Origin of the sequence: Orbus sasakiae (assembly GCF_039542345.1) — a bacterium.
Lineage (GTDB): Bacteria > Pseudomonadota > Gammaproteobacteria > Enterobacterales > Orbaceae > Orbus > Orbus sasakiae.
In genome coordinates, this window is record NZ_BAABHY010000001.1 from 1,317,191 (window position 1) to 1,343,583 (window position 26,393).

25 protein-coding genes and 1 other annotated feature are annotated in these 26,393 nt (G+C 37.3%); of the genes, 14 read left to right on the forward strand and 11 right to left on the reverse strand.

Annotated elements, in window-relative coordinates; genetic code table 11:
• Positions 1–57 precede the first annotated feature (57 nt).
• Positions 58–183: a sequence feature (His leader region), on the forward strand.
• A 55-nt stretch (positions 184–238) separates the two neighbouring features.
• The 13 genes from hisG (at position 239) to ABEA36_RS05790 (ending at position 12,820) form a co-directional block, all read left to right on the forward strand.
• Complete coding sequence (hisG, locus tag ABEA36_RS05730; RefSeq protein ID WP_345489732.1) at positions 239–1,138, forward strand: ATP phosphoribosyltransferase; 900 nt, start codon at positions 239–241, stop codon at positions 1,136–1,138.
• 4 nt (positions 1,139–1,142) lie between these two features.
• A complete protein-coding gene (gene hisD / locus ABEA36_RS05735; protein WP_345489734.1) occupies positions 1,143–2,438 on the forward strand; it encodes a histidinol dehydrogenase in 1,296 nt (431 codons plus the stop codon).
• A gap of 3 nt (positions 2,439–2,441) precedes the next feature.
• Positions 2,442–3,524 (forward strand): histidinol-phosphate transaminase, encoded by a 1,083-nt coding sequence (gene hisC / locus ABEA36_RS05740; RefSeq protein WP_345489736.1) that lies wholly within the window; start codon positions 2,442–2,444, stop codon positions 3,522–3,524.
• Between the two features lie 3 nt (positions 3,525–3,527).
• Positions 3,528–4,595 carry a bifunctional histidinol-phosphatase/imidazoleglycerol-phosphate dehydratase HisB gene (gene hisB, locus ABEA36_RS05745; protein ID WP_345489738.1) on the forward strand — a complete coding sequence of 356 codons (1,068 nt, stop codon included), beginning with the start codon at positions 3,528–3,530 and terminating at the stop codon, positions 4,593–4,595.
• A gap of 1 nt (position 4,596) precedes the next feature.
• Positions 4,597–5,184, forward strand: a complete 588-nt coding sequence (gene hisH, locus ABEA36_RS05750; RefSeq protein ID WP_345489740.1) for an imidazole glycerol phosphate synthase subunit HisH — start codon at positions 4,597–4,599, stop codon at positions 5,182–5,184.
• Positions 5,185–5,201: 17 nt separating this feature from the next.
• Positions 5,202–5,939, forward strand: a complete 738-nt coding sequence (gene hisA, locus ABEA36_RS05755) for a 1-(5-phosphoribosyl)-5-[(5-phosphoribosylamino)methylideneamino]imidazole-4-carboxamide isomerase (protein ID WP_345490874.1) — start codon at positions 5,202–5,204, stop codon at positions 5,937–5,939.
• Positions 5,921–6,697, forward strand: a complete 777-nt coding sequence (hisF, locus tag ABEA36_RS05760) for an imidazole glycerol phosphate synthase subunit HisF (protein ID WP_345489742.1) — start codon at positions 5,921–5,923, stop codon at positions 6,695–6,697. The genes hisA and hisF overlap by 19 nt, the downstream gene beginning before the upstream one ends.
• Positions 6,691–7,302 carry a bifunctional phosphoribosyl-AMP cyclohydrolase/phosphoribosyl-ATP diphosphatase HisIE gene (gene hisIE, locus ABEA36_RS05765; protein WP_345489745.1) on the forward strand — a complete coding sequence of 204 codons (612 nt, stop codon included), beginning with the start codon at positions 6,691–6,693 and terminating at the stop codon, positions 7,300–7,302. The genes hisF and hisIE overlap by 7 nt, the downstream gene beginning before the upstream one ends.
• Before the next feature lie 240 nt (positions 7,303–7,542).
• Positions 7,543–8,019, forward strand: a complete 477-nt coding sequence (locus tag ABEA36_RS05770; protein WP_345489747.1) for a hypothetical protein — start codon at positions 7,543–7,545, stop codon at positions 8,017–8,019.
• Positions 8,020–8,271: 252 nt separating this feature from the next.
• Positions 8,272–9,645, forward strand: a complete 1,374-nt coding sequence (locus tag ABEA36_RS05775) for a Na+/H+ antiporter NhaC family protein (RefSeq protein ID WP_345489750.1) — start codon at positions 8,272–8,274, stop codon at positions 9,643–9,645.
• A gap of 12 nt (positions 9,646–9,657) precedes the next feature.
• Positions 9,658–10,746 carry a M42 family metallopeptidase gene (locus ABEA36_RS05780; RefSeq protein WP_345489752.1) on the forward strand — a complete coding sequence of 363 codons (1,089 nt, stop codon included), beginning with the start codon at positions 9,658–9,660 and terminating at the stop codon, positions 10,744–10,746.
• Positions 10,747–10,846: 100 nt separating this feature from the next.
• A complete protein-coding gene (locus ABEA36_RS05785; RefSeq protein ID WP_345489754.1) occupies positions 10,847–11,107 on the forward strand; it encodes a hypothetical protein in 261 nt (86 codons plus the stop codon).
• A 369-nt stretch (positions 11,108–11,476) separates the two neighbouring features.
• Complete coding sequence (locus tag ABEA36_RS05790; protein ID WP_345489756.1) at positions 11,477–12,820, forward strand: TPM domain-containing protein; 1,344 nt, start codon at positions 11,477–11,479, stop codon at positions 12,818–12,820.
• Between the two features lie 171 nt (positions 12,821–12,991).
• Here the strand turns inward: ABEA36_RS05790 and ABEA36_RS05795 are convergent, their stop codons facing one another.
• The 9 genes from ABEA36_RS05795 to dnaX form a co-directional block, all read right to left on the reverse strand.
• Entirely contained in the window at positions 12,992–13,813 is an 822-nt protein-coding gene (locus ABEA36_RS05795) for a hypothetical protein (RefSeq protein WP_345489758.1), read from the reverse strand.
• Positions 13,810–14,328, reverse strand: coding sequence for an endonuclease V (locus ABEA36_RS05800; RefSeq protein WP_345489761.1), 519 nt, complete (start codon positions 14,326–14,328; stop codon positions 13,810–13,812). The genes ABEA36_RS05795 and ABEA36_RS05800 overlap by 4 nt, the downstream gene beginning before the upstream one ends.
• Before the next feature lie 128 nt (positions 14,329–14,456).
• Positions 14,457–17,516 (reverse strand): D-2-hydroxyglutarate dehydrogenase YdiJ, encoded by a 3,060-nt coding sequence (ydiJ, locus tag ABEA36_RS05805; protein WP_345490876.1) that lies wholly within the window; start codon positions 17,514–17,516, stop codon positions 14,457–14,459.
• Positions 17,517–17,641: 125 nt separating this feature from the next.
• Complete coding sequence (gene truC, locus ABEA36_RS05810) at positions 17,642–18,358, reverse strand: tRNA pseudouridine(65) synthase TruC (RefSeq protein ID WP_345489763.1); 717 nt, start codon at positions 18,356–18,358, stop codon at positions 17,642–17,644.
• Positions 18,359–18,363: 5 nt separating this feature from the next.
• Entirely contained in the window at positions 18,364–19,182 is an 819-nt protein-coding gene (locus ABEA36_RS05815) for a pyridoxal phosphatase (protein ID WP_345489766.1), read from the reverse strand.
• Between the two features lie 47 nt (positions 19,183–19,229).
• Complete coding sequence (gene recR, locus ABEA36_RS05820; RefSeq protein WP_345489769.1) at positions 19,230–19,841, reverse strand: recombination mediator RecR; 612 nt, start codon at positions 19,839–19,841, stop codon at positions 19,230–19,232.
• A gap of 121 nt (positions 19,842–19,962) precedes the next feature.
• Positions 19,963–20,952, reverse strand: a complete 990-nt coding sequence (locus tag ABEA36_RS05825) for a hypothetical protein (RefSeq protein ID WP_345489772.1) — start codon at positions 20,950–20,952, stop codon at positions 19,963–19,965.
• Between the two features lie 8 nt (positions 20,953–20,960).
• Positions 20,961–21,299 (reverse strand): YbaB/EbfC family nucleoid-associated protein, encoded by a 339-nt coding sequence (locus ABEA36_RS05830; protein ID WP_345489774.1) that lies wholly within the window; start codon positions 21,297–21,299, stop codon positions 20,961–20,963.
• Positions 21,300–21,476: 177 nt separating this feature from the next.
• Positions 21,477–23,492 carry a DNA polymerase III subunit gamma/tau gene (gene dnaX / locus ABEA36_RS05835; protein ID WP_345489777.1) on the reverse strand — a complete coding sequence of 672 codons (2,016 nt, stop codon included), beginning with the start codon at positions 23,490–23,492 and terminating at the stop codon, positions 21,477–21,479.
• A gap of 319 nt (positions 23,493–23,811) precedes the next feature.
• Here dnaX and zinT point away from each other — a divergent pair, with 319 nt between their 5' ends.
• Positions 23,812–24,501, forward strand: coding sequence for a metal-binding protein ZinT (gene zinT / locus ABEA36_RS05840; RefSeq protein WP_345489779.1), 690 nt, complete (start codon positions 23,812–23,814; stop codon positions 24,499–24,501).
• Positions 24,502–24,553: 52 nt separating this feature from the next.
• On the opposite strand, the gene ABEA36_RS05845 is transcribed toward zinT, so the two are convergent.
• Complete coding sequence (locus ABEA36_RS05845) at positions 24,554–25,036, reverse strand: C40 family peptidase (RefSeq protein ID WP_345489781.1); 483 nt, start codon at positions 25,034–25,036, stop codon at positions 24,554–24,556.
• Entirely contained in the window at positions 25,023–26,384 is a 1,362-nt protein-coding gene (locus ABEA36_RS05850; RefSeq protein WP_345489783.1) for a GTPase/DUF3482 domain-containing protein, read from the reverse strand. Before ABEA36_RS05850 ends, ABEA36_RS05845 begins: the two co-directional genes overlap by 14 nt.
• Positions 26,385–26,393: the final 9 nt, after the last annotated feature.

Here is a 26,393-nt window from a genome sequence, read left to right on the forward strand (position 1 = left end):
TGGAGTTTATTATTTTATGAATTTACTTTGCGTCTTTGTTTTAAACAACAATAACCATCATCACCACCATATCCCTGATTAGTCTTCGGGCGTTTGGTGCTGGAAGACATATGATCTTCCAGATGAGCGCAAAGAAAGTTAAAAGAGAGCCCTCGGAAGATCAACTTCCGAGGGTTTTTTTATTGCTTAATTCACAGACTTCTTTGTATTACTGACTATCTTACCAAAGGGGAAAATAATGCTAGATAATTCACGTTTACGTATCGCTATGCAAAAATCTGGTCGCTTAAGCGATGAGTCTAAAAAACTCTTGGCGCAATGCGGTATAAAAATCAATTTACAAGAACAACGGTTAATTGCATTTGCCGAAAACATGCCCATTGATATTTTACGTGTTCGTGATGACGATATTCCAGGTTTGGTCATTGATGGCGTCGTTGATATTGGCATCATTGGTGAAAACGTGCTTGAAGAAGAAGTGCTTGATCGTCAAGCTGAAGGGCAAAACCCGCAATTTAAAATGTTACGACGTTTAGATTTTGGTGGCTGTCGCTTATCCATTGCCGCGCCACGTGACTTTGATTATCAAGGCCCTGAGTGCTTACAAGATTTACGTGTTGCAACAACCTACCCTCACCTATTAAAACGTTATTTAGCACAATATGATGTTACATTCAAAACATGCTTATTAAACGGCTCTGTCGAAGTTGCGCCACGAGCAGGACTTGCAGATGTCATTTGTGACTTAGTCTCCAGCGGTGCCACACTTGAAGCAAATGGCTTAAAAGAGATTGAAGTCATCTATCGTTCAAAAGCGTGTTTAATTCAGCGTGAAGGCAAATTGCCAACGGAAAAACAAGCGTTAATTGACAAACTCATGACACGAATTCAAGGCGTTATCCAAGCACGTGAATCAAAATATATTATGCTGCACGCGCCTACAAATGTACTTGAACAAATTGTTGCCCTACTACCTGGTGCTGAAGACCCGACAATTTTACCATTAGCAAATGAGAAAAATCGCGTTGCACTACACATGGTCAGCAGTGAATCGCTGTTTTGGGAAACCATGGAAAAACTCAAAGCGCTTGGCGCAAGCTCGATCCTTGTCCTACCAATTGAAAAAATGATGGAGTAAGCTGATGAAATTGACGTATTGGCAAAACTGTAATCTTCGCGAACAACAATTGTTACTAACAAGACCTGCAATCAATGATTCCAAATCGATTAGTCAATCGGTTAGTGCAATCATAGCGCAAGTTCGTTCACAAGGTGATACCGCATTAAAAACATTGAGTGAGCAGTTTGATAAAGTGTCAATAAGTACCCTCAAATTAACCACTGAAGAAATGACACAAGCAACTAATCGGGTTAAACCATCCCTCAAACAAGCGATGCAACTTGCGGCAAGTAATATCAAAAAATTTCACCAAGCACAATGCCGTGACGATATTTGTGTTGAAACAATGCCGGGGATTACATGTCAACAAGTGACTAGACCGATAGACTCGGTTGGACTTTATATCCCTGGTGGCTCAGCCCCGTTACTCTCAACGGTATTAATGTTAGCCATTCCAGCCCAAATTGCAGGTTGTCGTAAAGTGATTTTGTGTTCCCCTCCACCCATTGCAGATGAAATTCTTTATGCAGCAGACCTTTGCGGTGTTAGCGAAATTTACCAAGTAGGTGGTGCGCAAGCGATTGCTGCCATGGCATTTGGTACAGAAACCATCATGCCTGTTGATAAAATTTTTGGACCAGGCAATGCATTTGTCACAGAAGCTAAACGACAGGTAAGCCAATCTATTGATGGCGCTGCCATTGATATGCCAGCAGGCCCTTCTGAAGTCTTAGTCATTGCCGATAGTGATGCAAACCCTGCTTTTATTGCAGCTGATTTATTATCTCAAGCTGAACATGGTCCAGATTCGCAAGTTATTTTATTAACCCCAGACCCCATTTTAGCTCAAGCGGTTTCCAATGAAGTCGATCAACAGTTAAAACAACTTTCACGCCAACAAATTGCACAGCAGGCGTTAGCATCAAGTCGGTTAATTATCACGAAGGACATTGAGCAATGTATTGCTATTAGTAATCAGTATGGACCAGAACATTTGATCATTCAAACTCGCGATGCAAAGGAAATTGTCGATAAAATTACTCATGCAGGCTCTGTATTTTTGGGGGATTGGTCACCTGAGTCAGCTGGCGATTACGCATCAGGTACCAATCATGTTTTACCTACTTATGGTTATAGCAAAACCTGCTCAAGCTTAGGCTTAGCTGATTTTCAAAAACGCATGACAATTCAACATTTATCACCACAAGGTTTACTGGCAATTGGTCAAGCCGTCGAAATAATGGCAGAAGCAGAATTACTTACTGCACATAAAAAAGCGGTTAGTTTGCGTTTAGCTGCACTCAATAAGGGGCAATAAGAGATGAGTTCATCAATCAATATTAACCAACTAGTACGAAAAAATGTTCGTGAATTAACCCCCTACCAGTCAGCCCGTCGCATTGGTGGTAAAGGAAATGTGTGGCTTAATGCTAATGAATACCCAACCGCCCCACATTTTGAATTAACGCAGCAAACCCTTAATCGTTATCCAGAACCGCAACCGGAACAGGTCATTAATCGCTATGCTGCTTACGCTGGTGTTCAATCATCGCAGCTGATCGTTAGTCGCGGCGCTGATGAAGGTATCGAATTATTAATGCGTGCATTTTGTGAACCTGGACAAGATAGCATTTTATATTGTCCTCCAACTTACGGTATGTATCTGGTCAGTGCTCAAACATTAGGGATTGATTATAAAGCCATTGCACAAACTGATGATTGGCAATTAGACTTAACTGCGATTGAACGAAATCTCGAGACGGTTAAACTTATTTATATCTGCTCACCTAACAATCCAACTGGTAATCTTTTAAATCAAAACGACATTAGAACATTATTGGATATGGCGGCAGGTAAAGCATTAGTCATTGTCGATGAAGCTTATATCGAGTTTTCGATTGATAATTCTGTGGTAAGTTGGCTTGAACAATATCCACACTTAGTCATTTTAAGAACTTTATCAAAAGCCTTTGGTTTAGCTGGGTTACGCTGTGGCTTTACGATTGCCAATACGCCAGTTATTGAGGCACTGCAAAAAGTGATTGCCCCTTATCCACTTGCCGTACCGGTTGCTGACATTGCATCGCAAGCGCTTAGCCCTGAAAATATAAAAACGATGCAATTACAGGTATTAAATTTAAATCAACAAAAAGCCCATTTTATTGATGAACTCAATCGCCTTGAACAAGTCGAGTCGATTTACCCTAGCTTTGCGAATTATATTTTAGTGAAATTTAAAAATTGCAAAATGCTATTTGAGTACATGTGGAATCACGGTATTATTTTAAGAGACCAGAGTAAACAACCGAGCTTGGCCGGCTGTGTACGCATTTCAATCGGGACACCCGCTGAATGTCATGCCGTAATTGAAGCAATCAAACATTTTGCTATTAAGGAGTGTTAACGAATGGCGCAAAAATACCTTTTTATTGATCGTGATGGTACATTGATTACTGAGCCCCCCTTAGACTATCAAGTAGATAGCTTTGAAAAGCTCAATTTTGAAGCGAATGTGATACCGTCTTTGCTCAAATTACAGGCGGCTGGCTTTAAACTCGTCATGGTAACAAACCAAGATGGTTTAGGTACCGACAGCTACCCACAGGCTGATTTTGCTGGGCCACATAACTTAATGATGCAAATTTTTTCATCTCAAGGCATAAAATTTGAAGATGTCCTAATTTGTCCCCACTTTTCAAGTGATCATTGTGACTGTCGTAAACCCAAAATTACTTTAGTCTTACCCTATTTACTCGATGGAAAATTGGATAAACAGCACAGTTACGTCATTGGTGACCGTCAAACTGATATTCAGTTGGCTCAGAATATGGGGATAACAGGCTTACTATATCACCCTAAAGACCTGAATTGGGATGAAATTACCCAGCGATTAACCTCACCAGATCGCTATGCTAAAGTCGAACGAAATACGAAAGAGACCAAAATTTTAGTTGAAGTCTGGCTCGATCGCCAAGGGCATAACCATATTGATACTGGTATTGGTTTTTTTGACCATATGTTAGATCAAATTGCCATTCACGGTGGAATAAGACTGAATATAAACGTTGAGGGTGATTTACAAGTAGATGATCACCACACGATTGAAGATACCGGACTTGCATTAGGTGAAGCACTAAAACAGGGGTTAGGTGATAAACGCGGGATTACTCGATATGCCTCCGTTATTCCAATGGATGAGTGTTTAGCGAAGTGTGCCATTGATATTTCAGGTAGACCTTACCTACAATTTTCGGCATCATTCACTCACCAAAAAGTCGGTGATATGAGTACCCAAATGGTCGAGCACTTTTTTTATTCATTAAGCTATGCAATGGCCGTCACTGTGCATATTGAAACAGACGGTGATAATGATCATCATAAAATAGAAAGTTTATTTAAAGCTTTTGCAAGAACCCTGCGACAAGCGATTAAACTGGAAGGAAATGCATTACCTAGTTCAAAAGGAGTCCTCTAATATGAATGTTGTCATTCTTGATACCGGTTGTGCAAATTTATCTTCTGTTAAGTATGCAATTGAACGCTTGGGATATAGCCCGACTGTCACGGCAGATCCCGAGCAAGTCTTACAATCAGACAAACTGCTTTTACCCGGTGTAGGGAGCGCAAGTGCAGCAATGCAACAACTTGAACAACGTCATTTGATTGAATTAATCAAAGTGTGTACTCAACCGGTTTTAGGTATTTGCCTTGGTATGCAATTATTAGCCAAACAGAGTGAAGAAGGTGATGTGCAAACGCTGGGTTTTATTGATCACAGTATCATTAAAATTCCTGATCATGGCTTACCGTTACCTCATATGGGCTGGAATAATGTTTATCCTAAAGCCGGAGAGCACCTATTTAGAGATATTCCCGATGGTGCTTATTTTTATTTTGTCCATAGTTACGCCTTACCTTTATGTGACGCGACGATAGCAGAAACCAGTTACGGTGAAACCTTTACAGCGGCAGTACAAAAAGACAATTATTTTGGTGTACAGTTTCACCCTGAGCGTTCTGGTGCTATGGGTGCTAAATTACTGAAAAACTTTCTGGAGATGTAGTCACCATGCAAAAACCAATTATTATTCCAGCGCTGGATCTTATTGATGGGCAGGTAGTTCGCTTACATCAAGGTGATTATCATCAAAAAAGAGAGTACAGCAGTGATCCACTGAGTTTGTTTCAAACTTATCAGGCGCAAGGTGCACAAATTTTGCATCTGGTTGATTTGACGGGGGCGAAAGATCCCAATGCAAGGCAAATCACATTAATCAAACAGATAATTGAAGGTATTAATATCCCCATACAAATTGGAGGTGGGATTCGTCACGAAGCAGATGTTAACGCTTTATTATCAACGGGGGCTACCCGTGTGGTCATTGGTTCAACGGCCATCAAGTCACCACAATTAGTAAAAAACTGGTTGACACAATATGGCGCAGAACATCTGGTGTTAGCGCTGGATGTGCGCATTCACTCAAACGGGCAAAAATATGTAGCAATTCATGGCTGGCAAGAAGATTCTAAGATGACCATTGAACAGGTTATTGATGATTTTCTACCCTATGGACTTAAACATGTTTTATGTACTGATATCTCAAAAGATGGCACACTTACTGGCTCGAATGTCCATCTTTATCAAGAAATCAGCCAACACTACCCTGACATTGCCTTACAAGCATCAGGTGGTATCGGTAATTTGCAGGATATTAAGGCACTCGAAAATAGTGGTGTAAGCGGTATTATTGTGGGTCGGGCACTGCTCGAAGGTAAATTTACAGTTAAAGAGGCAATCGCATGTTGGCAAAACGCATAATTCCCTGCCTTGATGTTCGAGAAGGCCAGGTTGTAAAAGGTGTTCAGTTTCGAAATCATGAGATCATTGGTGATATAGTCCCACTAGCAAAACGTTACGCACAAGAAGGCGCTGATGAATTAGTGTTTTATGATATTACCGCATCTTCAGATGGACGTGTGGTGGATAAAAGTTGGATTGCTAAAGTTGCTGAAGTGATTGATATTCCTTTTTGTGTTGCTGGTGGTATCAAGACGCTACATGATGCATCACAAATTCTTTCGTTTGGTGCTGATAAAATCTCAATTAACTCGCCTGCTTTAGCTGATCCTACACTAATTAGTCGGCTGGCAGATCGTTTTGGCGTACAGTGCATTGTGGTAGGGATCGATACTTGGCATAATGAAAAAACGGATGATTATCATGTCTACCAATTTACCGGAGATGAGCGACGTACGATAGCAACAACTTGGAATACGATCGATTGGGTACAAGAAGTCCAACAACGCGGTGCTGGTGAAATCGTTTTAAACATGATGAACCAAGATGGGGTAAAAAAAGGCTATGATCTGACCCAACTTAAAGCCGTTCGTCAAGTTTGTCATGTCCCTTTGATTGCTTCAGGCGGCGCAGGTGAAAAAATTCACTTTTTAGATGCTTTTCAAGATGCCGATGTCGATGGCGCACTCGCGGCATCAGTGTTTCATAAACAGATTATTAATATTGGTGAGCTAAAACAATTTTTATTTGATAATGGAGTCGAAATACGCTTATGTTAACTACACAACAAATCAACCAACTTGACTGGCAAAAAGTGGATAATTTAATGCCTGCCATTATTCAACATGCGATTTCGGGAGATGTTTTGATGCTCGGTTATATGAACAAAGAGGCATTAAAGCAAACACTGCAGTCGAATAACGTAACGTTTTATTCACGGACTAAACAACGATTATGGACTAAAGGTGAAACATCAGGTAATTTTTTACAAGTTGTCAAGATACATACCGACTGTGACAACGATAGTTTACTCATTTTAGTTAACCCAATCGGTGCAACATGCCATACAGGCACCAATAGTTGCTTTGACCCCGCTCAATCGGACTGGGGATTTCTATATGAGTTAGAGCAAATTTTAGCATCACGAAAAAGTGCAGATCCAGCCTCATCTTACACAGCAAAACTGTATCATGATGGGACAAAGCGCATTGCTCAAAAAGTGGGGGAAGAAGGCGTTGAAACGGCCCTTGCTGCGACCGTTAATGATCGTCATGAGCTCAAAAATGAATCTGCTGACTTAATTTATCATCTGTTAGTCTTACTGCAAGATCAAAACCTCAATTTAAGTGATGTAATTGGAATTTTAAAAGCAAGACATCAATAACGCGCACTTATCTTGAACAATCAAATTACAACGATAAGATGTTGATTTTGGTGATTAAACAACAACTGCCTCATGGATGAGGCGAGTAATTCAATTGCATCATATTTAGCTAACTGAATGACGAGTGTATATATGGCGACTTTAGCAAAGATTGTTTGTAGAGATCTACAGGCAGTCGTTGGTAAAGTCACGTACTTACGATAAAATACGCATTCGATTACCTATATTAATAATAACAATATGAAAAATAAAACATTAATTTTTATTCTAGCAACATTTGGCTTAATTGGTTTGCTGATGTCACTGGCGGCAATTTATGCGTATTTCGTCACATCTTCATCCACAGATCGTCATGGTATTTTAATACTGTTTTTGATGGGATTGATCTTTTTTGCTATTGGCTTTATTCCTTTTTTAATGATGCTTCGCAAGAATGGGATAAAAAAGAAATTATTACAAAATGGCCGATTAATTCAAGCGAAAATAACGTCCGTTGATTATAATACATCCCTCTCTGTTAATGGTCGGTGTCCTTTTGTCATTCACTGCCAATGGACTGACCCAGTAATGAAAGATCCGTTATATCGATATAAAAGCGATAATATTTGGTTTAATCCTAGCGATTTTATTCATGGTGATACGATTGCGGTCTATATTGATCAAGATAATCCAAATCGCTATTATGTTGATCTCAGTTTTTTACCGAAAGTCCGATAAAAAACCCAAAGCAGTGTGTCACAAACATACTGCTTTTTGAATGAATACGGTCAATTTTACTTCATAAAAAATACCAATGTTTAAAATCATTTCATAACACAAATCAATAATCCTAAAAAACCATTTTTCTTTTTTGAAATTCATTGTATATTTTCAAAGTTATTCAAATAAGAATAATAAATGCATTGGTTTTTATCATCAGACAAGACAAAATCAAATGCTTTAATCATCAATTTACTATGAGACTTTTTTATGGAAGAAGCAGTCATCAATTATGGCGTTATCTCTCTTATTCCGGTTCTTGTTGTTATTATTTGTGCCGTCATCACTAAACGTTCATTTGAGTCATTATTGCTCGGTACGATTGTGGGATTTTTAATTGTTGAAAAACAAAATTTTATCCCTGCATGGTTAGACTCTTTTTATACTGTATTTAAAGATGACACCGTGTCATGGCTAGGTTTATTTGTCGTGTTATTTGGTGCATTAATTGCTTTATTTGAACGTTCAGGTGCATTAGCGGGATTCTCAATTTTTATTAGTAAATTTGCTAATTCACGCCGTAAGAGCTTATTATTTACTTGGTTTATCGCAATTTGTATGTTTACTGATGATTATTTGCATAATATGGCCATTGGTCCAACCATGAAAAAAGTGACTGATAAATACAACGTATCAAGAGCCAAATTAGCCTATTTGTCTAACTCAACCGCAGCCCCTTTATGCATCATTGTTCCCCTATCAACTTGGGCTGTCTTTTATTCAGGATTGCTTGCTGACTTTAATTTGACCGAGGGTGAAACGCCTTTTGAGAGTTATTTGAAAGTACTGCCTTACTTATTTTACGGCTTTATTGCTTTAATCATCTCTTTCTTAGTTGCCAACGAAATTCTACCGAATGTGTGGGCGATGAAAAAGGCCGAACAACATGTTGCTAAACAAGGTGTAAAAGATGAAGTTGCTCAGGCGATTAAAACTGATGATGCTGTTGCAACACACATTGAAAAAGAGCATCGACCAACACCCATATATAACTTTTTGATTCCAATGTTTTTGCTTATCACCGTCACGATAATTTGTGATGTGAATATTATCTACGGCATCATCGCGGCTTTATCATCAATGTTTGTATTGTATTTAGCACAGAAAATTATGACATTTGCTCAATTTATGGAAACATTTTTTACGGGTATGCAAAGTATGATGTATGTGATTGCAATGGTGTTAATGACGTTTATCCTTAAAGATATTAACCTTAGATTAGGGTTACCAGATTATATTATTACCATCGCTCAGCCCTATATTAACGCAAGTTATTTACCGGTTGGCGTGTTTATTTTTTGTAGTATATACGCATATGTAACGGGGGCATTTTGGGACATGGCGGCAGTAATGATGCCAATTCTGATCCCCCTTGCGATAAATATTAATGCAGATCCTTATATTATTGCAGCCGCAATCTTTAGCGCATCCGCATTAGGGAGTCAACTTTGTTTATATGGTGATGGTGTCATCTTAAACTCAAGGGCATGTGAAATCTCGCCCGTTGAGCATAGCATGACCTCTTTACCTTACTGTTTACTGGGCGGCGTTATCGCTTGTGTATTATTTATTATTGTTGGTTGATAAGGAATCAATATGAAAAAAGTTAAATCGACAAAAACATCCAATAGTCTCTATCAATCACTGTACAATTTGGATAATGCGTATGGGGTATCAGGCGATGAAACCGAGGTTTCAGCTGTACTTAAACATGAGATGGCAGATCTTTATGATCATTTCGAAGAAGATGCATTAGGTAACCATTTTTATGTGAAAAACGGCACCGATAAAACACTTAAAATGATGATTTCAGCGCATCTTGATGAGATTGGATTTATTGTAAAATATATTGATGAGCGTGGGCTTGTTTACGTCTTACCAGTTGGTTACCATGATGATCGTATGTTTATCAATCAAGATGTCAATATTCATACATTAACTGGCGTTATTCATGGCGTAACTGGTTCAAAACCAGCCCATATTCTGTCAGCCGAAGATAAAGCAAAAAGTATACCGTTAACAGAAATTGGGATTGATGTTGGTACACTAACACGTGAAGAAACTCTTGCTCTTGGCGTACAAGTCGGTGATTATGTGAATTACCGACGTGAAGGTGACTTGATTAATAACGGTAAAATATATTCTGGGAAAGCTGTCGACAACCGTGCTGGATGTGCTGTGATGGTTGAAGTTATGCGTCGTTTAAAAAATAAAAAAGTCAAACCGACCATCTATGCAGTTGGCTCTGTGCAAGAGGAAGTGGGTATACGAGGCGCAGGGACTGCGGCAACTAAAATTAATCCTGATGTGGCCATTTCAGTTGATGTGACATTGGCATGTGGGGCCGCAGGACTGGATCCAAAAGACATTCCAATTGAACTCGGTCAAGGGGCTGCTGTAAAATTTTACGATTGGGATCCCACCAGTATGGTAGGCAGTTCAGTTCCACGTAAAATGACCAGCAAATTAATTGAATTAGCTGAGAAAAACCATATTCCTTACCAACGTGAAGTCTTACTTTATGGTGGAACAGATGCCTGGGCAATTTCAGTCAGTCATACTGGTGTTTTAACCGGTGGCATTTCTATTCCCCAACGCTACATGCACACCGCTGTCGGAACGGTACATTTAGATGATTTAGAAGCATGTGTGCAGTTATTATTGGCTTATATAAACGATTTGTAAGCCATCATCACGATTGGACTGCGTCAAATACATCGACGCAGTCAATGACCTTTCTTGTCAAGCAGTTGGGAGTAGAGTTTCGCAATTGAAAGATGATACTATGATTGAAAAATTTACAACCCAATGCTATCATTCGTATATACAATTTATCACTATCCACATGAATAATAACCAATTTAATACGTTTGAAAAATTAGTTTCTGAATACTCTGAAGTATTTGCCAAGGATAAAATTACGGGTGATGGCTGCTATTTTATCAAAGCATGTTATAAAGAAGATGTACTTAAACAGTTTATTACTACAATTAGCCCCCATGCGCTTTATAAGGTTAAAAACTTGCTTAAAACCATCAAAGGGTAAAATATGCATAAATTAAAAATATGTCGAGTAATAATCAAATACCCTAATGATTGATTTACTATACCTAGGTAACTACTTTCAAGTAAATAATTATATATTTCAAACTATACTTTAGGCAGTGCTTCAAACCGTATTATATGAAGATAAACTATCGACACCGCTATATTTCACAGCAATGCCTATATTAGCAAAACCACGAGCTAAGAAACCAAATTTTTGGTTTCCTATCACTTCTTAACTAAATATATCAAATGGGGATACATCAACCAATTTTTTAAATTTCAGAATAACATGATGATAAATTGATAGTTTAATATGTTTTTTTATGTAGAATAATTACATTAAAAAAATAATAGCTAAACTTAGTAGATGAAGATCCTAAAATACACCATTTCTTTTGTTATTCTTTTCGCCACCATTTATAGTCATATGGTCAGTGCTATATATTATACTATTAAATCAATACCCAATCCTTATCATCAAACAGATGTGATTTATATTGTTGATCCTGAAAATATATTGACCTCACAAGACACTGATATTATTAATCAAAGACTAAAACAGCTAGAAACATTGACGAAGATTGAAACTGCAGTGGTTATACTTCCATCTATCGGTAATGTTGACACACGTGAATTTGCCAATAAACTGTTTAATCATTGGAAAATTGGGAAAAAAGAACAAAATAATGGTTTACTGATCTTATTTGTACTTGACCAACGTGAAGTGGTTTTTGAAGTTGGTTATGGTCTTGAAGGTAATCTTACCGATGCCAAAAGCTATCGATTGATGCAACAATATATGTTACCTAAATTTAGGTTAAATCAATTTAGTGATGGACTACGTGCCGGTGCTGATGGCATTGCTCAATATTTAGAACAACAATACGCAGATGGTACACTTTATGGTATAGGATATAATATTCAACCTTTTTGGATAAAAACTGGGGTTATTATTTTTGTTTTATTCTCCATTGCTACATATTGTTTTATTGGTGATAGAATATTTAAAAAGAAAAATAGCTCTAAAAAACCTTATGAATCCCCTTTGGAACGGCTATTAAAAGTGTGCTATGTAAGTTTAGCCATATTACCTCTTTCATTGCTTTGTGTATTCTTTGTTGACTATTCAACAGGTGTAACCGTGGTTAATACAAGCATATTACTTTTTTTCATTGTTTGTATATTGGCCTTTATTGTATTAAAAATACTAAATAGCCCTAATCGCCCCAATATTTGTGAAAAATGCTTGAAACTCACTGAAATTGAATCGGATACAAATTTTCCTGATATGTTAAATAGTAAAGAACGCTATCAATATGATATCAAGTCAGTCACTTATTCTTGGTATAAATGTAAAAATCGCAAATGTCAATATATCCGATATCAAGGTATTAAAAAAAGTTATTGGGAGCATTGCTCTAGTTGTAAACTAATCGCGATGCGGCTGCAAAGAACGACTATTGTCAGAGCAGCAACACAATTTACAAGTGGTAATGGAATTAAAATCTACAAATGTATTAAATGCAATAAAACTATGCAAGTGCCTTTTACTATTAATGCCAACTTCCCAAGAAGAACAGAGGTATATGATAAATTATCATCTGATACAGATAACAACTATAACAGTTATGGTACTAGTAGCAGTTTTTCATCAAATGAGTTTCGTGGTGGTGGCGGATCTGGCGGTGGCGGAGCTCGTGGAAAATTCTAATTTGTTCAGGATAAATGACCATTATTGAAACCATTTTAGCTTCAGGTCTAATTACGGTAAATTAATTAGATAAGTGCAATCAACAGGCATTAGATGTATTAGTTCCGACTTAATCTATTGAAAATATTAACAATATAATACTCACCTATATTGTTGTTGCTATTATATTAATTACCTAATTTTTTCAATAAATAATTCTGTTGTTTGAGCCAGTTTACTTTGTTCTATTTTTTTCCATTCATCATCAGTTAAAGAAGAAGAAAAATATAATCTTTCTAATTTAGGAAATGTTTCTTTATTTAAAAATCGCTCGTTGAATGTAAAATCGGGGGCATTTTCAAAAACTAAACTAATATCAGCTTCAATTAACGACGGCATGTCGCTGTTCATTATATTTTGCCATGTCTGATTGCTAATCCCACCAAAGCTCATTTGTATAATGGGATCTTCAAAACATAAAGTAAAATTTTTAAGCTGTTTGAATGATATCGGGTGTTGCAGCTCAAAAACACCACTTAATTCTAACACTTCAATATGGCTATTTTGTTGTAAAACTTGAGTGACATCACCAAGTCTGCCGTAAACTTCATGAGCATTGCAAAGTAAGTAATATTCACCCAATGCGAGCGATTTTAAATTTGGTAACTTTGTTTGTCCTAATCTTTCAACAGCTCGTGTAATATCAAAACACCACTCCTCTGTTGCTGTTGGTTTTTTGCAATCATGAAAATTACTAGTCCAACCAATAGAGAGAGTTTCTATCGTCTGAGCAAATAAAGAGTTAAGAAAGGCACAAAAAATCACATATTCAACCTCTCCCATATCACAAAAGCGAAATGCTTTCGTATCAGGAGTTGGAAAATCGTTACATATTGTGTTATATCTTATACTGTCTGAATCTTTATAACCTATATTAAATGTATTATACCGTAATATTCTATAATCAGGATACTTGGCTAAAAGCTGAAGAAAATATACCGTTGGGTTATTCATATAATACCCTTAATTGAGAATTTTTTTGTTTCTTGGTCAAGTAGACTTAATAGCGTAGGCATTCTGTTTTTACCATGCATTGATTGAATATGGCATGCAGCGTTGCAAAGTGGTATATCAATAGCGGTAACGTAGAGTGGATGTTTACTTTTTCCACGTAATACTTCTGCAACATAAGTCGTATTATTAAAGAAAGGCTTTTTTGCCACGCCAATAATGGGAATTCGTTGCGGTAATGATTGATACAAGTAGCCACCTAGCCCCATCTTACCCTTATCTAAATGCACATAACCATCAACAATGATAGCATCAAGAGTAGTGATATCAATTTGCTCAAGCAAGGCTAAAATACACGGTAGCTCACGTTGATAAAATACCCCTGATTTGTAAGGCATAATTTCATTTTTATAGGCTATAAAAATATGCGCAGGCTTATCATCCTCCCAATTTGAAAACAAGAAACCGACAATTTTTGCTGAACTATCAATATAATAAACGTCAATTGCAAGTAGCATAGTTAATCTAATTCAAGTAAATATTACATAATAGTATCAATTATTTTGTAAAGTGTATAGCAACTGACAACTTACTCACACTTAATAAAGGTGTATAAATACAAAATAATAAGATTTTAACTATCTTATTATTTTATTAATATTAACAATGCTTGCACCGGATGATTTAAAGTCAGTTTGTCAAAACGTTTAACCTGACTGCGACAAGAATACCCTGTCGTTAAACAACGATCTTTTGGATGGCTAGCTAACGCTTTTTGCCATGATAAATGATACAAATGCTTAGAGTTTTCTAGATTAGCTAATTCATGGCCATACGTACCTGCCATGCCACAACAGCCCACATTAATCGTGTTTAAATGGGTACCAAAATGTGCAAAAATTTTCTGCCACTCAGCACTACTTGCTGGTAATTGTGTTGTTTCGCTACAATGTCCCAATAAGTACCATTCAGATAACTGATTGGACTTTATCGCAGGCCGAGTTTGAAAGACTTGCATTAACCATTCATGAGACAACAATACCTTAAATGGGCGACATTGATTTTGCAAGATTTGTTGATACTCATCACGATAACAAAGGACTAATGCCGGATCGACGCCCACCATTGGAATATTCAGTTTAGCGATCCGTGATAAGACCTCTGCTGCATTTTTTGCTGTTTTTGCAAATTGGGTTAAAAATCCTTTTACATGCTGGGCTTTACCATTTGGTATAAATGGTAATACGACAGGTTTAAAGCCTAATTTTTCAATCAGTAATACGAAATCATACACCACTTTGGCATCATAAAAGCTAGTAAATGGATCTTGGACAATCAAGACATATTGCTGACGTTGCATTAAGGTTAAACCTTCAAGCGCGTCAAGTTTTATGTTAGCCGATTGATGACCAACTAACTGTTTTTTTAATGTAGGGTAAGATAATAGTGGCAGACTCGTCATACCCACCATTTTTTTTGATACATAATCTGTCACAGACAATTTCATAAAAAAATTAAAAAATCGAGGCGCTTTAGCCATTAAAGGTAAATAAGATTCAATATGACCTACCGCATGATCCCGTAAAGGCCGTAAATATCGGCTATGATAAAGTTGCAAAAACCGTGCTTTAAAATGGGGGACATCGATTTTAATAGGACACTGAGTCGAACACGCTTTACACGATAAACAGTGATTCATTGACTGTTTGACCTCATGAGAAAAATCATATTCACCGCGTTTGGCTCGAAGACTGTTTGACATGCGTTTTGCGAGTTGTACTAATGAACCTTTCTTATTTGGGAAAATGTGATTAATATCTTGCTCGTTCACACCCTGTTCAACTAATAAGCGAAGCCATTCACGCACTAAAGTCGCCCGCCCCTTTGGTGAATACACGCGATTGGCCGATATTTTCATGGAGGGGCACATAGGACTATTGACATCAAAATTAAAGCATAACCCATTACCATTACACTCGGTCACGCCATGAAAGGTGTGCTTAATACTGATTGGAATGTGTTTGTCATATTGACCACGACTGGTTGAGTCAATCGGATATAGCATATTTTCAATTGCTAATGGCACACAAATTTTGCCTGGGTTAAGACGATTATCAGGATCAAAAGCAGATTTAATACGGCGCAAACCATTATAGAGTGCCTCACCAAAAAAAGCGGGACTATAAGCACTACGTAATCCTTTACCATGTTCTCCCCAAAGCAATCCACCATATTTCGCGGTTAACGCAACAACCTGATCTGAAATAATCGAGACTAATTTAAGCTGGGAAGCATCGCAAATATCTAAAGCTGGACGAACATGCAAGACTCCCGAATCAACATGACCGAACATACCATAAGTTAAATGATAGCTATCAAGCAATGCCCTAAATTCGGCAATGTAATCCGCCAAATGTTCAGGTGGTACACAGGTATCTTCAACAAACGGGATCGGTTTTTGTGCCCCCTTTGCATTACCTAATAGACCCACTGCTTTTTTACGCATCGCATAAATTTTATTGATTTCACTAAGTTGATCACAGGTTTGATAGCCAATAACACCTGATTGATGATCAATTAATAATTGATCCATTTTTTGACAAAGTAAGATGAATTTTTGTTGAATATCCAGTGCATCTTGTCCGGCAAATTCAACAATATTGATACCATTTAATTCTTTCCCTTCAACATCAGTAATCAAATCCTTCACTGATTGCCAAATAATATCTTCACGCGCTAAATCAAGGACTTTAGAGTCAATTGTTTCAACCGACAGCGCTTGTGCATTAACTAAAAAAGGAGCATGCTTAAGCGCTGATTGAAAAGAATCATATTTAATATTAATCAAATAGCGAACTTTGGGCAAAGGAATGATATTAAGTTTTGCCTCAGCAGTAAAGGCTAATGTGCCCTCTGAGCCGGTTATAATCCGAGTTAAATCAAATTCAGTTAACTCATCATTAAACACATGCTTGAGATCATAGCCAGTTAAAAAACGATTTAATTTAGGAAAACGATTAATAATTAATGGGCGTTGCTCTTTACAATAGTGGTACACGGTTCGATAAATATTTGCAATAGTACTTTTTTGTTGCACTATCTGCTCAACCTCTGCAATGGATTTTTTACCTGTTTCCAGAACGTCACCATTTAATAATACCGCTTTGACTGCCAATATATGATCGGATGTTTTACCATAAACCATTGAGCCTTGACCAGAGGCATCAGTATTAATCATGCCACCAATCGTCGCGCGATTACTCGTGGAGAGTTCTGGTGAAAAAAAGTAACCATGTGGCGCTAAATACTGATTAAGCTGATCTTTAACCACTCCCGCTTCAACCCGAACCCAGCCCTGTTCAAGGTTCAATTCGAGAATATGATTCATATAACGTGATAAATCAACAATAATGCCGTTATTAAGTGATTGACCATTAGTCCCCGTTCCACCACCTCGTGGTGTAAAATAGATTTGTCGATATTTATCTTGCTGAGATAAGGTCGTCAGCAGAACAATATCATGAATATGACGAGGAAAGAGGATTGCTTGTGGTAGCAGCTGATAAATACTATTATCCGTTGCTAAGCTTAATCGTGAGGCATAGTCAGTTGCAATGTCGCCAATATAGCCACTGTGCTTTAAAGATTCGAGATACTGTAAAGTGACTTCATCAATTTTAGGTGAAACATTCAGTTGCGGAATCATATCGATAACATGAAGTGATGAATAATCCACCGATTTTAATCCAACAAATGGAAATCGACAAGTTAAACCCTTATTTCGTTAAAATATTGTTGTCACCACGGATAAATAGTCTAAAAAATTGTGTTTTAACTTAAACGAGAAAATTGTGATAATAGTGTTAACCATTGATTATCTAGCTTGGCCTCAATGACGATATCTTGCTGGGTTATCGGATGAATAAATGTCAATCGACTGGCATGTAACATTAATCGTTTGATATTAAAATACCCCGCAAAAGCGCGATTTTGATGCAAATCACCATGTTTACTATCACCAAGAATCGGATGAAAGATATGTTTCATATGACGCCGTAATTGATGCTTTCGACCTGTATGCGGATGAAGCTCAATAAAACTATAACGAGCGGTTGGATGCTTACCTACTGCAACAGGAATTTCAATCGTGCTTATCGGCAAATAATCGGTAACCGCATCTTGTGCTGGTTTATCTTTATTTGCAAACTTATCCGCAATTTTATCGAACTCCTCAAGCAGTGGATAATCAATTTTACCAGGCTGATTCACTAAGCCACGAACCACAGCATGATAAATTTTTTGTGGTTGACGCGTAGCAAACTGATTGGCAACTAAGTTTGCCACTTCACTTGATAACGCAAATAATAAAACGCCAGATGTCGGCCTATCTAAACGATGTACTGGAAAGACATGTTGACCAATTTGATCACGCAGCGTTTGCATCACGACCACTTTTTCATGCCGATCAAGCCAGCTGCGATGAACAAGCCAACCCGATGGTTTATTCATCGCAACCAGATATTGATCTTGGTATAAAATATCAAACATGTTTGTTATAAGAATAAACGCGTAAGTTCTTCAGCAATACTCGGTCGGTTATTATCACCAATGACACGATCTGCTTGTGCTTTAATCGCGTCATCAGCATTGCCCATCGCAACACCTAGACCCGCTTCTTTCAACATGCTTAAATCATTATAACTATCGCCGAATGCAACAATTTGCGCTAAAGGAATACCTTCATGTTTAGCCCAATTCGCCAATCCATTCCCTTTACTATTTCCTTTTAAAGCAACATCGGCACGGTTAATCCATGACCATTCACATTCAAATTCGCCTTGCGCTTCAACAGCCTGTGAAAATGCTTTTAGTGCGGGAATATCATGTGAACTGGTTGCAAATTTAAAGACTTCTTTACTTTGATCAATCACATCGATGAAACTGTCGACTTTTTTGATCTCAGGTTGTAGTGATTTAGGTAATGAGTCAACCCATTTAAATAATCCTTCAAGATGATCATCGAGGAGTTCATAGGTCATAAATTGATCGGTATAAAGAAGCGTATGAATCTTATATTGATTGACTAATCCAAGTAACACTTTGGCTTGTGTTTTAGAGAGCGGGCGGGCATCAAAATATACCTGTTTGGTAAAATCATAAAGATAAGTCCCATTGCAACAAATTGCAGGAGTATCTAGTTGTAGCTGATGGTAATACGGATAAATTACTGAGTGATGACGACCGGTTACTAAAATTACTTTAATCCCTTTTTGTTTCACTTTTTCAATTACAGCAACGGTTTCAGGTAAAATTTCTCGTTGGTTGTTTAATAATGTTCCATCCATATCAAAAGCAACGGCTTTATAAGTCATAATATCCTCTTTTCGTTAATTATAAAAACTGTCAGGGTTAATGCTCATTAAGGGTAAATATCAATTTTTTGTCGGCCTAAAAATGAATGTGATAACGTCGTACCATCAACAGTTTCTAGTTCACCACCAACCGGTACACCGTGCGCAATACGTGTGGCTACAATATCAAATTCACTGCACATTTGAGCAATATAATTTGCAGTCGCTTCACCTTCTATTGTTGGATTAGTCGCAAGAATCACTTCATTAATTGTTTCATTTTGTAACCGTACTTTAAGCTTATCTAAGCCGATATCATTTGGACCAATTCCATCAAGAGGAGACAAATGCCCCAATAATACAAAATATCGGCCACTGTACTGCCCTGTTTGTTCAATTGCGACAATATCTGAAGGCGTTTCAACGATACATAACTGACCGCTTTGTTGGCGACGCACGTTGGCACAAATCGCGCATTTCGCTTGTTCAGTGAATGTACGACAATCTTCACAGTGACCAATATTGATCATCGCTTCATGTAAAATATGGGCAAGCTCAATACCGCCTTTGCGATTGCGCTGTAACAAATGATAAGCCATACGCTGAGCAGCTTTTGGACCAACACCCGGTAAACATCGTAGGGTATCCATTAAAGATTGTAATAAAGGACTAATTTGCATCTCACTACCAATGTGTCAGTATTAATAAATGTTATAAAGAAAACAGCGTAACAACATCTTAATTTAAGACGGTTACGCCGCCTAACTATGATACTGCTTTTTTAAACAGTTGTACAAAAGATTATGCAAAATGGCGTCTTAATGAAAAGCGTGCCAGAAAATAAAGAAACACATAACAAGTGACAAACCAGATCACAAATAGAATGAAAGATTTAAATGCAAAAACAAATGGTAACACAAATATACTCATTACAATCACACAAATTGCAAACAAGATAAGCGTTATTGCACTTGCGGTTAACAAACTTGATAAAGGTAACCAGTGATAAGTTCTTGTAATCATTTTACGACTGACTTTAACCAAAAAAGTATAGTTAATCATCGACGAAACAAAAGCAAAACAAAAAATAAAACGATAGTATTCCTCTACCATCATGCTGATTTCATCAGCAAGACTTAAAATAGAAAAATAAATATTCCAGACAAAGAGATTGGCGACACAGCAAAATAAAGATGCAAAAATGACTGCATAAAAACTGCGATATTCGTTAGCCGTGGTGCGACTATTCAGTTGGTTATCCGTATCAATCAATGGGCTTTGATGAGAACTTGTCATATGATCAATTAAAGGAATTTGAAAGAACCGTTTAGTTGATTTAGCCATAAAATAAAACACAATCGCTATGGCAATAAATACCCATATATTTGCACTAATTATCACCATTTGGTAAGTCATCGTGATCACATCAAATTGATGACTCGATTGGGAAAATGCGTTGAGCATATTTTTAAAAAATAAACTGAACGTCAATTGAATTAGTGTGTACTCGATAATCAAATAAATTATTGCAAAAATCCCCCCGAATAAAAGAATACGCTGTTTATTTTGAGGGGTATAAAAATAAAGTTTATTTTGAAAAAAATAGACGCAACTTAATAAATAAATAAAGAAAAATACCGTTAGTTTATCAATAGCTAATCGACTAACAAAGTTCAATAGACTCGCACTATCCCCAATGGTTGATACTCCGACAAGCACCATCACGGCACTTATCAAAAGTACAGTAAGATAAAAACTGACTGAGAATAAAAGCGGCAAACGATACAACATAACGATCCTTAGAATGGCATTTTAAAACCGGGTGGCAATTGCATACCGCCAGTGACTTGTGCCATTTTTTCTTTTTGAGCCTCATCTAAACGACGACTCGCATCGTTAAATGCCGCAGCAATAAGATCTTCTAACATCTCTTTATCCTCATCCGTCATCAATGAAGGATCGATTTCAACACGGCGGCAACTGTGAGCACCATTAACCGTAACTTTTACCATGCCAGCACCTGATTCCCCTACCACTTCCATTTGGGCGATTTCTTCTTGCACTTTTTGCATACGCGATTGCATTTGCTGTGCTTGTTTCATTAAATTACCTAAACCACCTTTCCCACCAGAAAACATAACTTATTCCTCTTAAATTGTATTTAGTGACTGTTATCAGTTAAATCATTAATGATCGCAGCGTTGTGATCATCATGTATGCAGATGAATATTGAGGCGATAACGTATCATGGCAATAAACGATAGCGTTAACCGTTACGATGCCTCAATTCTCAATACATTTTTTAATGTGTTGTATTATACAGGACGAATACTCTCTTCATCAATTCGAGCTTCAAAAAATTGACAGATCATACCAACTTTATTGTCTTGTAAAATAAGCTGCCTTGCTTCGGCTAATTTTGTTTGATAGATTTTTTCACGCACTTCAAGTGGTGTAAAATAACTTGTATCATCATCGATGATAACCGACAAATCGCAGACTTTATTTCGATGTGAAGCCAACAATTCAGCTAATCGCTTGATATTATTGTCACTACGGACTAAATGAGCCAAAGATGAACGCAAATGGAGCACCTGTTTTGTCTCATCAACTGACTCAATAAACGCATTGATCGCAATTTGTTTAATCAATGGCGGCATCGCAATCGCTTCAATTTCAGCGCTCCATGGATCAACTTTGGTTGCCTCTTCAATTAATTTACGATTCAACTCGGGGGTTTTTTCATGTTCAAATGCTAACTTCGCTGCTTTAGCATTTAACATTGAGTCCGTATTGGGCGTAAAATGATCGCTAAATTGCCATTGATAGGTTTCTGCAGTGTGCTCATCTGCGCATAAACTGTCATCAGCGACCTCTTTGACCATGTCATTATCTTGTGTTGATGACGTCAATTGAACAGCAGTTTTGGCTAATTTTTGCCCTAGAACTTTCTCAACAATTTCAGGTTGATTCCGTTCAACCTGTTCAGACTTTTTTATTGTTTTTTCGCTATCGATAACTTGTTGCCTTGCCGCAAGAATACTTTTCGTTACATCGGAGACTTGGCTATCAATCTGAGGTACCGCTTCGCTAGGCTTTTTTGCAGGCTCAGATTTTTGGATTTTCGGCGGCTCAACCACGCTGTTAGGATTAGCATGTTCTTGGCGCTTTTTTTCACCTGAATCACTTACACGTTTATTGTTCGGACTAGCTGTTTCATTAACACTTATTGGTGAGTCAGTGAGCACTTTTGGAATAAATGCGAGTGCTCGTAAAAAACTCATCTCAACACCCATTTTTTTATCGGGAGCAAAAGGTAGCTCTTTTCGCCCTGCTAATAAAATTTGATAAAAGAGTTGAATATCATTAGGGGAAATATGCTGAGCAAGGTAACGAATACGCTCTTCATAATCACTGTAATCCCCTAGCGCACTAGGGACAATTTGTAATAATGAAATTTGATGTAAAAGCGTTAATGTTTCAGTCAATACATGATCCCAATCAACGCCTTGCTTTGCGGCAAAGTCGATGTGTTGCATCAAACGATTACCATCATTTTGATATAATGATTCAACTAGTTCAAATGGGATTGCTCTATCCAAGGTTCCTAACATCGTTGATACCGATTTGACATCAACCTGCCCATTACCTAACGCAATCGCTTGATCGGTTAAACTTAAGGCATCACGCATACTACCATTAGCCGCCTTAGCCAATAGCTGGATGGCTTTTTCTTCCGTTTTAATCTGTTCTGTATTTAAGATTTTAACTAATTGCTGCTTGATCAAATCACTTTCGAGTACACTCAAGTGTAGATGCAGACAACGCGATAAAATTGTTATAGGTAATTTTTGAGGATCAGTTGTCGCTAACAGGAATTTGACATGTTCTGGCGGTTCTTCTAATGTTTTCAGTAACGCATTAAAACTGCTACGTGATAACATATGTACTTCATCGATAAGGTAAACTTTAAAGCGACCTTTTGTTGGTAAATACTGAATATTATCAAGAATCTCCCGCGTATCTTCAACTTTGGTCCTTGATGCGGCATCAATTTCGAGCAAATCGATAAATCGACCTTGTTCAATATCCTGACAGTTATCACATTCACCACAAGGGGTTGCGGTGATACCTTTTTCACAATTTAAACCTTTAGCTAAAAGCCGCGCAATAGATGTTTTACCAACCCCTCGTGTTCCCGAAAAAAGATAAGCATGGTGAACACGACCTAATGATAGTGCATTAGCGAGTACCGTTAAAACGTGCTCTTGACCGACAACATCAGTAAAGGCTTTAGGACGCCACTTTCTTGCTAAAACTTGATAACTCATAATTTATCTATCACCATACTTTAGAGAGATTGAATTGCCGAGCATTATAACATAAATTTAGGCAGGTATTGATGGGGAAATCATCCTTTTTAAACGCTAATTAATCAATTGATTATAAAAAATGTTAGCAATGAAAGATTTGAGCTACCCATTTATTTAATCTCATAACTGAATCAATATGTATTTCAAAACAGCCGTGTTATAAAAAAGTGATCATGGCCGTCTATCACAATACGATTTGATTAGTATCAATCCAAATTTGATGTTGCCAGAATTTTATGAATAAATCTTGTTGCTTTATTGATGAACTCTACATAGAATGTTATATTATAACATAACACTCATAAGGAGAATAAAATTGTTAAAAAAAGCTTATTTTAAATTAACAGCAGGGAGTTTAGCGCTATTATTAGCGGGCGCTGTTTATGCACATAATCATGACCATGGTCACCAAATGTCTGAAAAAGCACTGCAAGCAAGCCAAGGTGTATTTGATAACAGTGATGTAAAAGACCGAACATTAGCAGATTGGGAAGGCACATGGCAATCCGTTTATGGTTATCTTCTTGCGGGTGATTTAGACCCGGTTATTGAGGCGAAAGTGGCTAAAAATCCGGGTAAAACTTTTGCTGATTATCAAACTTATTATTCAAATGGCTATAAAACAGATATTCAATGGATTGCTATTGAAAACAATCGTATGGACTTCCATAAAAAAGATTCAGCTGCATCTTGTGAATATAGCTATGCGGGTTATAAAATTCTGACCTATGTGTCAGGCAAAAAAGGGGTTCGTTACCTATTTACTTGCCAAGATAAAAACGCCACAGCACCTAAATATGTACAATTTAGTGATCACATTATTGAACCAACCAAGTCGATTCACTTCCATATTTATATGGGCAACGACTCTCATGAAAAACTATTAGAAGAGATGGATAACTGGCCGACTTATTACCCTCTATCATTAAATAAAGATGGTATTGTTGACGAAATGTTACACCACTAAACATCATAAAGCCCCATAATTGGGGCTTTATTAGCAATCACACGAATATAAGTTAACTCACAACTCGTTTTGCCAGCCAATAACGTTTCTTCCAGTAACTGCTATCTAAACTCGCAAACTGGACGCCTTTCGACGTTGATACATGTAAAAAACGCCCATCTTTGTAATATATTCCGACATGTAATCCTGTATCACCACGCCCCGTTTTGAAGAATACTAAATCACCCGCTTTAAGCTTGGTGACAGGTTCACCCAACTTTGATTGTTCGGTTGTAACGCGTGGAATGACGATATTTACTTTTTCATTATAAAAATTTCTAGCAAGGCCTGAGCAATCAATTCCCTTAAGTGTATTACCACCATATCGGTACGGCGTTTTTTGCCAAATTTGATATTGTTGTTCAATTTTTTTGATCATGAGATGATCTGAACGGTTATCCGCATACTGTAATGATGCTTCAGAACTACAGCCCGTTAACAATAATAATGAACATAGCATAATGCTAAAAATATTTAGCACTCTATTCCAATTCATTTGCCACATTTACCAATACCTCTTGACGTTGTTCATCATGTTTTTTTATTTTATGATGATTGAGTGTAGACCAGTTAGGGTGTGCTCTGGCAATTTGTAATGATTTAGGTAGTTTACCTTTTTTCCAAGCACTTTCATCTAATTTTGACAAAATTATCGGGGTATTATTCGCATGTCCCCTTAAATTTAAACTCTCTTTTAATTGAATTAAGCGGAGTGATAAAAAGCAGATTACCGCATCATCAATGGTCATTTTTGTGTGACCAGACAATTTATTTTTGATTCTTTTACCATAATGTTTAGCGGTTTGAGCTAACCCACCAATGGTTGCACCAATCAATGCTGCTGACCCGAGTGTGATTCCCCCCACCGCTAAATCAATTCCTGCACCAATTGCTGCGCCTGATACAACGCCTGTACCTAAATGGATGCCCATTAATTTTAATGCTTCTTTATTAAACAGATCGCTGTCAAATCGACCTTGCAAAATCGGCATATTTTCACTCGTTTCTTGTGAAACGCTAAATTGATAAAGTGAAATGAGATCATTAATGGCTTTTTGTTCTCGTTTTCTAACCTGATCTTGCATCAAAAGCACACTATCATCTAGATTATCTTTAACAATTTCATTATAGGCAGTCACATCAACTAAGGCTTCTGCAATTAACAACTTCGCGGAATAGTTTCGATTTATGCGCTGCTGTTCAATTTTCGTTTGCCATTGATTTAAGATCGCTTTAGCGGGTTCAATCAGTAATGATAAACTTTGATAAAGACGAACCTCACCTTCAATAGATGGGAATACCGCATCAAAACGAATAATGCTGTGAATGCCAACGCGTGATAATAGTTTTTTCCAATCATCCTCATAAGGTGAAGACGACGAAGTATAATTAAATATCGCTAAAATCGGTTTATCGGCTTGCGCTAATACGGCCAGTTCATCATGATATTTATCTAAAATAGGTTCTCTTACATCAACAACATAGATTGCTGCATCACTTTTGAGTAACTGTCGAATGACTTTTGCCTCTTGCTCAAATTGATGTTCAGCTTCCGGGCTAGCTAAAAAAGCATTAAGCTTATCAATGCCGTCACGTTTAGGGTATTCACGGTTTAAGCGTTCGATATAATCATATAATGTAATGCTATCTTCCAATCCCGGTGTATCATAAAACACAATTTTATGATGTTGCTCTAATGCAAAAGTAATGGCTTCTACGTGCCTTGTGGTACCAGGTTTATTCGATATTGCGCCAAACTGACTATCGTGTGTTAAGGTTCGTAATAGTGATGTTTTGCCCACATTGGCATGTCCTACAATCGCTAAATTAAGTTGATTAAGCATACTTATCAC